Source organism: Nostoc sp. XA010 (assembly GCF_020829625.1).
Taxonomy (GTDB): domain Bacteria; phylum Cyanobacteriota; class Cyanobacteriia; order Cyanobacteriales; family Nostocaceae; genus Nostoc.
This window is the reverse complement of sequence record NZ_JAIVFX010000050.1, coordinates 1-13,805: the sequence shown is the minus strand read 5'-3', so window position 1 is coordinate 13,805 and position 13,805 is coordinate 1. Positions and strand designations below refer to the sequence as shown.

Annotated in this window: 9 protein-coding genes and 2 pseudogenes; 2 read left to right on the top strand and 9 right to left on the bottom strand. The window is 41.3% G+C overall.

Annotated features, from left to right (window positions below; all coding sequences use genetic code 11):
- Nucleotides 1-251: 251 nt before the first annotated feature.
- The 3 genes from LC608_RS32560 to LC608_RS32550 all read right to left on the bottom strand — a co-directional run bounded on the left by LC608_RS32560 (nucleotide 252) and on the right by LC608_RS32550 (nucleotide 4,387).
- The gene (locus LC608_RS32560; RefSeq protein WP_229557512.1) at nucleotides 252-1,805 is read right to left on the bottom strand and encodes a HAMP domain-containing sensor histidine kinase; all 1,554 of its coding nucleotides are present in this window, start codon (nucleotides 1,803-1,805) and stop codon (nucleotides 252-254) included.
- Between the two features lie 82 nt (nucleotides 1,806-1,887).
- Complete coding sequence (locus LC608_RS32555) at nucleotides 1,888-2,556, bottom strand: response regulator transcription factor (RefSeq protein WP_229557511.1); 669 nt, start codon at nucleotides 2,554-2,556, stop codon at nucleotides 1,888-1,890.
- A gap of 520 nt (nucleotides 2,557-3,076) precedes the next feature.
- Nucleotides 3,077-4,387, bottom strand: coding sequence for an IS701 family transposase (locus tag LC608_RS32550; RefSeq protein ID WP_229557510.1), 1,311 nt, complete (start codon nucleotides 4,385-4,387; stop codon nucleotides 3,077-3,079).
- Nucleotides 4,388-4,435: 48 nt separating this feature from the next.
- On the opposite strand from LC608_RS32550, the pseudogene LC608_RS32545 reads away from it, so the two are divergent.
- A pseudogene (locus tag LC608_RS32545) lies at nucleotides 4,436-4,867 on the top strand (abortive phage infection protein); the annotation flags it as partial.
- Here LC608_RS32545 and LC608_RS32540 read toward each other — a convergent pair.
- The 4 genes from LC608_RS32540 to LC608_RS32525 form a co-directional block, all read right to left on the bottom strand.
- Entirely contained in the window at nucleotides 4,854-6,383 is a 1,530-nt protein-coding gene (locus LC608_RS32540) for a hypothetical protein (RefSeq protein WP_229557509.1), read from the bottom strand. The pseudogene LC608_RS32545 and the gene LC608_RS32540 overlap by 14 nt on opposite strands.
- A complete protein-coding gene (locus LC608_RS32535; RefSeq protein WP_229557508.1) occupies nucleotides 6,380-7,132 on the bottom strand; it encodes an ABC transporter ATP-binding protein in 753 nt (250 codons plus the stop codon). Before LC608_RS32535 ends, LC608_RS32540 begins: the two co-directional genes overlap by 4 nt.
- Nucleotides 7,133-7,323: 191 nt before the next feature.
- Nucleotides 7,324-7,950 (bottom strand): TetR/AcrR family transcriptional regulator, encoded by a 627-nt coding sequence (locus LC608_RS32530; protein WP_229557507.1) that lies wholly within the window; start codon nucleotides 7,948-7,950, stop codon nucleotides 7,324-7,326.
- Nucleotides 7,951-8,494: 544 nt separating this feature from the next.
- Nucleotides 8,495-10,621: a response regulator gene (locus tag LC608_RS32525; protein WP_229557506.1), complete on the bottom strand. Its 2,127-nt coding sequence runs from the start codon at nucleotides 10,619-10,621 to the stop codon at nucleotides 8,495-8,497.
- Between the two features lie 599 nt (nucleotides 10,622-11,220).
- Between LC608_RS32525 and LC608_RS32520 the strand changes: the two genes are divergently transcribed.
- Nucleotides 11,221-11,475, top strand: coding sequence for a hypothetical protein (locus LC608_RS32520; protein ID WP_229557505.1), 255 nt, complete (start codon nucleotides 11,221-11,223; stop codon nucleotides 11,473-11,475).
- A gap of 49 nt (nucleotides 11,476-11,524) precedes the next feature.
- On the opposite strand, the pseudogene LC608_RS32510 reads toward LC608_RS32520, so the two are convergent.
- Both LC608_RS32510 and LC608_RS32505 read right to left on the bottom strand, forming a co-directional pair.
- A pseudogene (locus LC608_RS32510) lies at nucleotides 11,525-13,342 on the bottom strand (hypothetical protein).
- An 11-nt stretch (nucleotides 13,343-13,353) separates the two neighbouring features.
- A complete protein-coding gene (locus LC608_RS32505) occupies nucleotides 13,354-13,671 on the bottom strand; it encodes a hypothetical protein (RefSeq protein ID WP_229557502.1) in 318 nt (105 codons plus the stop codon).
- Between the last annotated feature and the right edge of the window lie 134 nt (nucleotides 13,672-13,805).

Genomic DNA, 13,805 nt, shown 5'->3' with positions numbered 1-13,805 from the left:
AACCTTTCCCCACACCAAAAGAGAGATTATTGGGTTTATCCGAAAAGTATTGGAGCGGCAGATTACTTGACCACAGCGGCAAATTATCAGTCAAGTTCTTCATGCTTGTAAGCTTTACTCTGGATAAATCTAGTTTTTATGGTTTCTGATATGAAGCTGTAGAAGTTGCTTGAAAAGGCGATGCAGAAAAATTTGGATTGTTGACAACAAATCTACCGTTTTGTTTTCAACCAACTAATTAAACAGTCGCTTCAATTCCATTTTTGTTCTTGGGGTGGTTCTACAGGTAAGATAATAGTAAATATAGCTCCTGCTTTGGGTTGACTTTTTAGGGTGACTTTCCCTCCGTGGGCTTCTGCGATCGCTTGCACAATCGATAATCCTAACCCAGCACCTTCAGAACGACGGCGACTGTTTGTAGCACGAGCAAAACGCTGAAAAATTCTCTGTTGGTCAGCTTTTGCAATACCTTCTCCTGTATCATGCACCCAAAAGCTGACTTTACCTTGGTGAATCACTGAACCAACGGTAATTGTATCAGTATTTTTTGTATGTTGAGTAGCGTTTTGTACTAAATTCATCACAGCCTGAGTCAGACGTTGACGGTCTGCAACAATTTTACCTCTAGCAATAGCTTTGAGTTGCCAATGGCGATCGCCTAAAGCTTTAACTTTTGCAAATAATTCTTCAATGAAAATGCAAACATCAACTGTTTCTAACTGCAAAAAATCGGGTTGCTCTGCCTTGGCGAGTAAAATAAGGTCATTAACAAAACGGTTCATCCGTTCTAGCTCATCCATAACTAGCGCTAGAGTTTCTTGTACTTCTTGCGGATCATCACCCATCAATTCCAGATGACCACGAATGATAGTAATTGGTGTCCGTAGTTCGTGTCCAGCATCGTCAATAAAATTTTGCTGACTAACAAAAGCACCTTGCAACCTATCCATCATTTCATTGAAGGTAACTGCTAATTCTGCCAGTTCTCCTTGACCATCTATCACAATGCGTTGATTTAAATCTGTTTCACTAATTTTGCGAGCAGTTTGGGTGAATAAGCGTAAAGGAGCAAGAATTTTTCCTGAAGCGAACCAAGTTAAAATTAATGCTAAAAATAGAACTCCTACGCTCACTTGAATGATAACTGTTATAGCTTCCAAAACTTCCCCTCGTTCACCAGATGTGGCGTGAGCGATGACAAACACGCCCATGACTTTGCCTTGAATTTTCACAGGTTGAGCCAGATAGATGATGCTATCAACTGTGCTACCGGGAATGACTTTTTCTCCTGTTTCTGGTTGCTTTAACCCTGCCCAATATTGAATGATTTGTGAATCTCTACCCAGTTCTTTTGGTCTAGCTCTAGGACTAGATTTATAAAATTTACCTTTCCATAGCATAATCAGAAAAGTGTCATCTTCTGGCAGCTGATTTCCTAAAAAAGCATCTAAAAAATTTCTTAGCTCTTCTCTAGTTTTTGGCGGTTGAATCAGGCGGTTATCAGCTTCTCTTAGTCGATTAGCCTCTGTAGGTTCTTCATCAAATTCGATATTTTCATAAAATTGAGTTTTGCCAGTAATTAACTGGTCAAATATCTGCATTTTTTCAGTTATTTGCCGATTCACACGACTATTAATTCGTGCATACAAAACTTGACGAAATGCTGGGACAAAAACCACAAAGATGAAACATAAAATTATCGCATACCAAGAAAGAATACGAGTACGTGTAGCCCAAAAAATACCTTTATTACTTTTTTGATGGCTTTTTGCAAGCGGTTGCTGTTTGTTCTGGTTTCTCCACATTAATAATAACTTTAAATTAATTAAAATTTCCTTTTACAATTAGTAATAACTTGTGTACGATTATCTCGACATTGAGGCATTTTCAAGCCCGCAGGCGATAACCCATTCCTCGCACAGTTTCAATTAAGTCACTGCCTAATTTTTTTCGCAAATAACCAACATAAACATCAACAATATTTGAGCCTGGATCATAGTCGTAACCCCATACCCTATCTAATAATTGTTCACGACTCAAAACCTGTCCAGGATGGCGAAAGAAAGTTTCTGCTAGGGTAAATTCTCGTGCGGGCAACTCTATGGTGTTTTGACCCACTTTTACTTTACGCGATCGCAAGTCTAAAACCACGTTTCCCACCTTAATTACCATCTGTTCCATAGCTTGGCTACCACCACTATGACGCAACCGAGCTTTTATCCGTACTAACAATTCTTCAAATCGAAAAGGCTTGGTTACATAATCATCTGCACCTGCTTCAAACCCTGCCACCTTATCTTGAATGTCATGACGAGCAGTCAAAATAATCACTGGCAAAATTTCCCCTTGTCCCCGTAATTCTTCTAATACATCCAAGCCATCTTTACCAGGAAGCCCCAAATCCAAAATCATCAAATCAAAACCGCTACTTAATGCCATGTTAATCGCTGAGTAGGCATCAACTGCTACAGCAGTTGTAAAACCATGAGAACGTAATCCCTTCTCAATAAAAGCTGCTATGCGGGATTCATCTTCAGCGATGAGAATTCGATTCATCCGATGCAACCTCTTTCGGTACTTATAAGGGGAAGACAATTGTAAAAGTAGAGCATGTTCCCAAGATACCTTTTAAATGAACCAAATCAAGAATAATATTCCAATACTTTGTATCCAAAAATACAACTAATGACAACAGTTGAAGCGCAGTAAAAAACAATTGTTAATTGCTCAGGAGCCTCCCGCATAACCCGCTCAATCACTCTAATTCTGGGCTAATTACCTCAAACTCATTCACAGTTAGCGACACTATAATATTTCCCTCATTTGAATCCTTAAATAAGCTATCGGTTACCTGCTTGACCATCCCAGTGAGATTCTCGACCACAAACTACCCCAACTTTTCCCGCTACATAGAAGAAGTGACGTAGAATTAACGCTCTGTCTCCTACTTGAACAGGGGCGCATATAGCGGTTGGGGGAGGGGTAAGTAAAGAAAGTTTCTGGCATGAGATAATGAGTAATTATGTTCAAACATAAGATGTAGTGACCAGAGTCTTATTAACCCTCTTGTGTCACTTTAGGCAGAAGAAAAATAGAATTTGGGGTGATCCAGGAAGATAAAAATTGGAGAAGTTAGCCTATAAACGATGGCTTTAAGCTTAGAAAAACCAAAAGACAGTTGAGGAATAGGAAAAACTGTTAACCAGGGATATATGAGGTTAAATAGAATAAAAGGTTGAATAACTAAACGCAGATTGTTGAGAATATTCTTCCAACCTTTCCCATTATCCCACCAGTGGTGAGAAGCAAATGTTGATTGAGGATCTGGGAGAGAAGGACATAGAGATTCTGAATGAAGACTAACCATGAGGTAGGCACTACATATAATCTCCCACCATCGTTCAATATCTTCATAGCGAGTAAAACGATAATCTGCCCAACCTAATTCATTTTTACTTTGTTTTAAGCCATATTCTACCCATGTCCTTAAGCCATAGAAATTACCAACTTCTCGCTTGTTAATGTCTGGATATTTACTCATGACATACCAGGTAGAGTTTCTGGGCAAGTTAAGAGTGTCTGTGGTAGTTTGCCAATATCTATGTTCTCCACGTTTGCCGTGGATTATTTCTCTAATAAACCTATCCTCACTGCTTAAGTCAGAGAATACTCGTTTAAACTTCTGCCACTTTAAGTAGTGAGTGTACTGTCCTCTGAGTAACTCTACAGAATGGTTTGAGCGAATCGCAACTAGATAATTTAAATCTAGTTCATCTAATACAGATATAAAGTTTGTGCCGCTTTCACCATATAAACTATCTGCCAATACCAAGTTGAATTTAAAACCCATCGACTGTAGTTTTCTAATTAGCATTGCCCCGATTTGAGGCTTGGTAAGATATTTATCTCCTGGCTTTAATTTTTCCCGTGGCTTGTATACTTCAAATAGTAGGGGAAAAGTCATCCCGCAGAATACACCATACGCGGTGACTGCTACAACTCCATTCTCAACCTTTCCCAAATTTCCGATGTACTGCCGTTTCACGTAATCTGTTGTATTTCCTTTCTTCTTATCTCCTGTTTCATCAATAATTAAAATGATTGGTCTTCCTTTTAGTACCTCTAAAATTAGCTGCAATCGCAAAGCTCTTAACTGTTCTACTGACCATGATGATGTAGTTAAGAAATGATGTAGTCCTTGATAGTTATCTAGCCCGACAATTTTCGCTATTTCAGGTAGACTCTTCCGTTTTAAATCAGAAATACACCCTATATGTAGATATTTGAAAGCTTCAAAATTCCTAACATCTGAAAACAGGTTTTTATACCACAAGCAATATTCATCCACAAACTTGACGGTTTTAATGGGTGAACGAGGCTCTACCATGCTCTATGTCTTCATTCTAGGTTTTGTACATTATTATACTACCGCAATAGTGACACAAGAGGGATAGATATACGTAAAACGACGTTATTACCTGACAGCAAGTATTCATTTGGGTTTGGTGCGTCAACCGACTTAGCACTACCGATAATTGCGTCCTATCGGGTATTTTTGGACAAAGACTATAAATGGATTCTGCCGTTTAACGAATTCGCCGAAGATTTTCTGCAACACTTGTGGGTTAACTACTTCCGCAAATACTTGGTATCGGAGAAAACAGCAGGGAATACAGTTGGTACAAAAATCAGTCGGAACCAGGAGATTTGGGAAAGTTTGTATATCTCTGCACAAAGTTATCTCAATTCTTCTTTGGTGAAAATGGTCAACTCCAGTAAGGAAGAAGAATCAAAGGTGACAGAAGTTACAAACAAGAGGGGAAAAAGGAAAAGCAATGGGATTAACGCAACCACTATTCCAAAATAGTTTTTTGTTTGCGTATCGCAACAGCTAATGCCACAACTAAACAAATCACCGCCAATGAAATCAAAACGGTGTGTAAACGACCTTGCTGCAAACTAAATCCTAACCAGCCCCAAGATAACCAGGAAATAATTTCGAGTAACTTTAACAATACACTCACTTGGCTATTTTGTCGCTGTCGAAACGATTCTGCCAACTTGACAGGGCGAGAATTCCACATGCTTAGAGTTGCGGCACAAGTAGTACACACTAAAAAAATAACTATTGCTATAAACCACGATTTACCATTAACTATCAAAACAATAAATAGCGGTAACATGAGCAACCAAATCGGAATCAACGCCGCTAACAACTTCAATTGACGTAACTTCACGCTGTCTACTGGAGAAGCTTTAAGCAAGTCTGGTGCTTCTTCTCCAGAAATACAAATTTGGGTTAAAGTTGATGTCAAAGCTTGCCCAAATACCAAACTTATTGGCCAAGTTAAAGTTAAAAGGTCAACACCATGACCGTGATGTTGTCGTAACACGCTTAGAAATGGGAATGTGAGAAAAAATATTTGCAGAAATATACGCGAAAATAAATAAGGATTCCGCCACATAATTCGCCATTCTTTGAGTAAAGCAACACGATAAAAACCGCCAACAACAAAGCGAGTTGCTTGGGTAGGGCGTAGTTGATGATGTTTACTTGTAAGTTCCTGTTGTGTACCTGCGATAAAAGAAAAATGTAAGATTTCCACCGTCACCCACGTCAAACCACTACTAATTATTAGCACTAGCGCTACCGACAGAGGATCAAAGAAAATAGCTCTTGCAGGAAACCAAACCCAACTATCTGCACTCAAAGAGTTTCCTGACGCGAGTAAATGTCCTAATCGAAACCAAATCGATTCTGTACTACTACTACCTTTGAGGAGATTAGGTAACTGAGAACTCAAATATATTGTAATTGGAAATAAAGCTGTCAGAACTTGAGCAAAAGTCCGTGCCCGCTTTGCACCTACAACACGAACTAGCACTAAAACAAACAACATTGCTAAACATGTGGCGCTTAAATTAATACTAATCCAAACCGGGTAAAGCCCTAAAAGTTGAGGAATACCAAATAATATAGCAATTAAACTTACAGGAATTACAAATAAACAACCACTGAAAAAATTTTTCAGGGCAATTGCTAACACCCGGCTTGCAAAAATCACTTTACTTGAAATTGGCGATGATACGAGTAAATCCAAATCTCCGCGTTCAAATAACCCCACCAAGCTACCTCTCATAGCTTGGATAAAGCCATAATAAAATCCAAACAACCAGACTACTACCGCAATCCACAAAGCATTCTCTGGTATAGTCTGAAACGATTTAACGTCTCGAAAATCATCCAGCGTAAACCATACCCAAATTAAAAGCAAAATTACAGAAATGCTGCCAATAAATATCGTTACAGGTCTAACAGTATTTTCACGCCACCACAAACGTAATTCATGATGAACAATCCAAGGTAATGTACCTACTTTCATATTGCACCTTCAACATCATGATTTTGAGTCAATTCTAAAAAAACTGTCTCCAAACTAGCGCCTGCTTCACCACTTTGAGTTCTAAGTTCGTCCAAAGTTCCTTCGGCGATCAAGCGTCCATGATTAATAATCCCAATTTGCTGCGCCATACGCTCGGCAATTTCCATGATATGGGTAGTTAAAATTACCGTGTTACCTTGATTTACATATTCAACAAGCATATTCTTGACTAAGCGGGCTGCGGCTGCGTCTAATCCTGTTAACGGTTCATCTAAGATAAGAATTCTCGGTTGATGAATTAATGCCCCTGCTAAAGCAAGTTTTTGTTTCATCCCTCGCGAAAAAGTTTCGCTCAAATCTCCTCTGTGATCCCACAAGTTTAATTGTTTGAGAATTTCTTGGGCTAAGATTTGAGCTTTAGAAGGATTAATCCCCCAAAGTCCAGCAATAAACTCTAAATACTCCATAGGTCGCAGTTTATTGTAAATTAGCGGTTCATCAGGTAGATATGCTAAAGTTTGCTTGGCTTTTTGAGGCGCTCGCCTGATACTATGACCTAGAATCATAACATCGCCCTTATCTGGTCGTAGTAACCCTGCAATCATTCGTAGAGTAGTGGTTTTTCCTGCACCGTTGGAGCCTAAAAGAGCATAAAATGAACCTTCTATAATCTGCAAGCTAAGATTGTTCACGGCTTGGTGAGAACCATAAGACTTGCTAATTTGGGAAAGTTGAAGTGCGATTTCCATATTTACATCTAATATGAATTAACAAAAAAGGGGGGAGAAGTAAGAAGATGAAATATCAGCTTTTCAACTAATACTTTTTCCCTGAGTAGCATTGACTTGAGAAAACTATCTGAGAGTAAGTAACGACTTCAAGCTGAAACGAGAGTATTTTGGAACAAGTTAATATTAAAAATCCAGATAAGGCTTTCCGTTTATGGATGTGAGCGTTTAATACCTGCCAAAATAAAGGTGATTGCTTCTTCGGTGTGTTCCTCAATTATTTCTGGACTAAGACGATTAATCTCTGGAGTTAGATGCTTCCAGTTTTCATGAACTGTGAAGTAAAACAGGCAAATACTCAAGATATGGGTCAGCGCCAGAAACGGTTTGAGGGGGCGAAAATATCCTTCTGCAATGCCTTGCTCTAAAATTTTGAGCAGATGCTCATGGAGACTCAAAACGTTACATTCCTTGAAATATACTCCTTGATTTTGACTTGCTTCCTGAAACCATAGCATTTGACGCTGAGGATTTTGAGCTTCATTGGCAATCGCAATGCGGATAATCTGCTTTAGGGCTTCTTCGGGAGATAAACCGTCAAAATTCAATTGCCCAAAAATGGTTTGAAGTTCATCGACTGGACGTTGTAAGGCTTCTTTGTATAAGCTTTCCTTGCTCTCAAAATAGTAATGAAGTGTTGCAGTCGTCACCTTGGCGCGTTTAGCGATCGCACTCAGACGCGCACCGTTTAAGCCATGCCGTGAAAATTCGTACTCTGCGGCATCCAAAATTTGTTGCTGTGTGATTGGGAAGCAGACTAAAGGCAGAGGTTTTCGCAAGCTGTTAGATTATTTGGAATCCCGTGAAGATGCCAAATTTGAAACGGTTTTTTGAAGTACGTTTGCATCACTTTTGTATTATCAATTTTCCTGAAAAATCCCCTTGGGCAGCATAGCCAAATTTGATAAAAATAGCTCTATTGCAGCCGCCATAAGGATTAGACGCAGTTTGAAGAGAAAACAGCAGTCGTCCAATTGCTACCATCTGACATCTATTGGCAGTGAGAAGCAGTTAAATAACGCTAAGGGCTGTCACTGTAATTTGCATCTCAAAACTGCTAAAAACTGCTAACAGACATCAATAATGCTTATTTCCTGTGATATTAGTGCTAATGGGTAGCTTGAAAACAATTTGTAGCTTTCACTACATTTTCGTTGATTGAATCTCTCTTGATCCTACGTAGTTAGTGGTGTGTGCTGATTTCCATGAGTAAAGCCTTCATAAACACTATGAGGGCATTGATTTCTATCTATGTCAGTTCTCAAGTGCGGAAACGTCTTTTACCGTGCTTTTGCAAGGCAAGTTTTTTGCGCTTACATTTTTTTATAGGTAAGTTTGTTGAGCTAGAGCAGAGACTGTTTGCACTAATCTCTGTACATCAAGTGGTTTGGAAATATGGTGTTGGAAGCCGGCAGACTTAGCTCGTTGCTGATCTTCAACCCTAGCGTAGGCTGTCAGAGCGATCGCTGGAATTTGCCCACCCTTAGAGGGTGGCAGAGAACGAACCTGTTGTAGAAGGGCATAGCCATCCATTTCTGGCATTCCAATATCGCTGACTAATACATCGGGTTGAAACGATTCCAGGGAGGCTAAAGCTTCAGCAGCAGATGTAACGGTCAAGACCTCTGCTCCATATTGAGTCAACAATGCTGTAGATAATTCACGGGTATCAGGTTCATCATCAACCATCAGAACTCGAATCCCCGTCAGTTCTGGTTCTTGCTCTAGTAAGGAATCAGGCTGACTTCTCTGTGGGTCTGCATTGAGCAAGGGCAAACGAACTGTAAACGTCGCTCCCTGCCCCTCACCCTTGCTATCAGCACAGATGGTACCTCCATGTGCTTCGGTCAGCGAACAGACGATCGCTAACCCTAACCCCAGCCCCCCATACTTACGAGTGGTTGAAGCATCTTCTTGCCGAAATGACTCAAAGATATGCGGCAGAAAGTTGCAGTTGATGCCTTTACCAGTATCGCTGACTGTAATTTGTGCCTGGTTGCCGACTTGCTCCAGCCGAATGCCTACCTGTCCACCCATGTGGGTAAATTTGATGGCGTTGGACAGCAGGTTCCAAACAATTTGCTGGAGTCGAGCCGCATCACCAGAAACCTGCCCAACTGGGGATAGCACCGGACGCAACAGGATTGATTTAGCGAGGGCTGCTGTTCTCACAGTGTCGATGGCCGACTCGATGATAAACACCAGATTGACGGGAGCCACATTCATGCTGAGTTTGCCGCGTAGAATTTTGGCAACATCGAGTAGGTCATCAATCAGTTTGGTTTGTAGCTCGGCATTGCGTTCAATGCTTGCCAAGGCTTGAGTCGTTGTCGGAGGATCTAATTTGCTCATTTGCATCAGTTTTGCCCAACCCAAAATTGAATTAAGGGGTGTTCGCAACTCATGAGACAAAATTGCCAAAAAATCATCTTTCACCCGATTGGCGCGTTCGGCTTCGGCTCTGGCCGCTTGTTCCTGTTTCAATAGGTGATCGCGTTCGGCTTCTGCTTGTTTGCGTTCAGCCAATTCATTCTGTGCCTGCTGATAAAGTTCTGCCTGCTGGAGCGCAATGCCAACCTGGGTTGCTAATTCTTTGAGTAAATCAATTTCTAAGGCTTGCCACTGGCGAGGGGCTGCACAATGATGGGCAATCAGCATTCCCCACAATTGGTTGTCTTGTAGAATCGGCACGACTAAGTTTGCCCGCACCTGCAAGGAAGCCAGTAACTCGACGTGACAGGGGTTAATACTGCCATCGTGAATATCGGGCTTGATGGTGACTAACCCTTGGCGGAATGGTTCAACGTAGTTTTCGTTAAAGCAAGAGTCATAAAGTGAAGTAGACAACAGAGGAGTCCAACCTTCGTCTACGGATTCGGTTGCGACAGTGCCCCAACCATCTGGCTGCAAGCGGAAAATCAAAACGCGATCAGTCTGGAGAAACTGCCGCACCTCCGTCACCGCCGTTTGCAGAATTTCCTTCAGATCCAGGGTTTGATGGATCTTCTGGGTAATCTGCAAGATTAACCGCTCTTTTTCGATGCGCTGTTGCAGTTGGGTGCGTAGCTGCACTGTTTCAATTGCCTTCTCAACTGCCAGTTGCAACCCCTCCGGGGTAATCTGCTCCTTCACCAGATAATCCTGTGCGCCCGCTTTCATCGCCTGCACTGCGCTCGCCTCATTGCCATACGCCGCCATTATAATTATCGGCAAGCACGACTGTTGCGAGGAGGGTTGTAATTGGGCCAGAAATTTCAATCCATCCAGGTCGGGTAATCGATAATCGAGCAACACGGCATCAGGTTGGTGCTGCTGCCACAGTTCCATCCCTTGTTTCCCCAGTGCCGCCTCTAAAATGATGTAGCGCTCACCTATTAGATAGCGCCGATAGAGTTCCCGGTCTTCAGCAGAGTCATCGATAATTAAAATTGTACGTGTATTCTGATTCATGGTTAACTTTTTCTAGGGGGCATGGCGGCAACAAGTTGTGTTCCCCCATTAGAGGTAGATTGTCTTGTTTCCCAAGTTCCTTATTGCTTCTAAGGGTAAATATAGGATTTTCATCATATATTTAAATAAAATAGCAACCACGAACAAGAATAAACATTACCAATTGGTAGATTATCGTTATCTGAAGTTGTAATGGTGCTCTTAGAGGTTGTTTGAAAAGTCGGGGATGTTGTAAAAAAGCTCTCTCAGTATACGCTGTGAATAGATAATATCGGAGACTTTTATTTATATTGCCATGATCCGTATCATGGTGAGGCGTTCAGCATAATTTCTGACCTCTAAAAACTTTTCAAACATCCTCTAATTTCAACTCAGTTTGAATAAATTCATCAATTGAATTGGCTGTAGTTTTCTCCAAAAGAGCTAATACACGAATTTGTCTCAATGTAATTTAATTGGTCACTGTACACAAGATGCGCTGGCTACGGCAATTGTGCGGATTCATGAAGTTAGCTGATTAATAAGTCCCGCACAAACACGGATTCATTCAATGCTGGCTTTCAGTAAAACTGCATTATCCAAGTTTTGAAGGTGCATTTATGGCTGATACTACAATGTTAGATAACCGTATAAATAAGCAAATAAAATTTGAACCATTAGAAGCGACAGTAGCAGCAACAGAAGAAGAGTCGGTAATATTAGCCGAAAAGCTCACACAAGTGGCAATTCCATTATACGTATTGTTACAAGCACTGAATATAGCAAAATACGATTTGGCAGCAGCTTTCCGCTATGCTGACAAATATCTAACCAATACCAGAAAGTCGAAATGGGTTATTATCAAAACGGCTTGAAAATTTTGATGAAATGCTCGCTTGGATATCTTCCTCCTAATGTAAATTCTCAGTTTTTATTATTCCAGGCATTAAACTTATATTTAATTGGAGAATTTTGGAGTAATTTTTCAATTCCCAAACGGATTAGCTCTGGTGGAACTCCGTCTAATTTCAACTCGGTTTGGATAAACTCATCAATTGAATTAGCTTTCGTCTTCTCTAAGAGCGCCAACATTTGTTGAGCTTGGGTTGTTGATGTGCAAGACTCCTTAGTTTCAGCTTGAGAGGTTTGCTTATTACTTGGTGCAGAGTCAATAAAGTTTTTGGTATCCCGGTCATAACCAGAAAAATTCTTTAACAGAGGCATTGGTATCCATTCATTGATGCCGCCGTAATAAACTGCTCGACCGACTGGTGATTGTGCAGCAATCTCCATTACTTGGGTTGAAGTAATCTTGCGATCGCTGGGGATGAGTTGAGTGGCAATCATGGCATTGTAAGCTGGAACGTTATCAGGATGAACTAACGCCACAGAAGTTAACTGCGATCACAGTCCGCCAGAAATGCCCAAGTCATCAGTGTGAGGGTTTTGTACGACAATCCAGAAATGCCAACCGGAACTATCGCCGCAAGAACAGTAAGAGATGATTTTGTCTTTGAGCCAGCCAATTTCACCCTTGGTATTTTTAAATTTGGAACAGACAGCCGTACCTTCATCCAAAATAATCAGCTTGGAGCCAGGGATATTTTGAAATTCGGTAAAGCATTCTTTGACCCATTTAACGGCTTCGACCGGGGACATTTCTAGGATTTTAGCGCGTTTAAAAGTATCAACACGACCTTTGAAATAACCGGTTTCTTTCTCGTCACCTTTGGGGTCAATATAAAAGATGTGTATGTCAGGATGCAGCCGCTTAATAGCATCGATTGCATTGCTAATGGTGATGCCTTTGCCAGAACCAGGGACACCAACCCACAGCATATTGGTAACTTTTTTAGCAATATGCCCAATTAGGTCATACTGCACTTGAGGTTTAGTGGTGTAGGTGGAGATATCGGTATTAGTTAAGGTATGAGAGGCATCTGCTCCCAAGGATTCACTATTTAACAAAGGATAAGCTTCATTAGAGTGAATCTGTTGCGCTGAAGTTTGGGTTGTTTGTGGGACAGGAGTTGGTAGTTTTGCAAACCTTGCCTCTGGAATACCTAAATTCTGAGGTTTGGTTGCTTCTTGAATAGCCGTAACTTGCTGATAGTTTACTCTGGGGTCAACACTCACTTGCGCTAAATGCCCAGACAATTGCTCACGGGTGGGAAACTGCCCACGTAGCTGAATAAACCAATCAAGTAACCAACGGTAAGCATAAAATCTTTTCCCAGGCTCAACAGCATTCAGGTATTCACACACGACATGAGAACATTGTTTGAGCATGGCGAATTCGTATTTCTCCATTGGCTCTAAGTGCAGCATTAAATCAGCAAGTTCATTGAAGTGAGCATTGTATTCGTCTCTGGCAGCACTATCACCCATTGCCGAAAGGAAACTAAAGAAGTCGCCACGGATAAAGGGAATCGGTGCAAATTGATGAGTATCGTTTAAGTCCTGAACAATTGACCATAGATAACCAACACTAGCTACGACTGCACCGATGGGAGCAAGAGGAGAGGTAGCATAACAAACTGCGCCAGTAAGAGCGGTGGCCAGTGTGATGAACTTCGCCAGATTCATACCGTTACGTTCGTCCCTGGCGCGGACTAATAACTGATCTTGACGCTCCTGTAACCAAGAGGCGGTATTCCCAGCTTCCAAATACTCAATGCTGGGGTAATCGTCACGTAAAAGTGCCGTTTCTTTTGTACCGAGCATTGGTATTTGTTGCTGCATGTGAATTCCTCTTACTTAGTTAGTTTCCAAATGTTGTAACCAATCTCGCCTGCCATCATTGAGGCTACGTTGTAAGCAAAGCAAGCCAGGATTAAACCTGGGTTAGTGTAGCGGAAGGGATTACGACCAACGAAGGTAGTAGTCAGATCCAAAACCCAGAAAAACAGCGCGATCGCTCCACCTGTATGACGTTCTTTCATGCCAGCCTTCTTGTAATCACCCCACAATGCCACTGTCAGGTCAATATTCGCATTCGGTTTACTGCCGAGTGTGTATTGTTTTGATTCCTCAAACTCGTTCTTGGCCTGTTGTGGATCTTTACCACGCAATGTCCGAGCTTGTTTGAGTCGAGAGGGGATATTATTCCCCGTCCCTCTCAGTTAGAACCGTGCGTGCAACTTTCGCTGCACACGGCTCCCGATGTTCTTGGCTATTCACCTTTGCCCATGTGTTGGTAATCGTG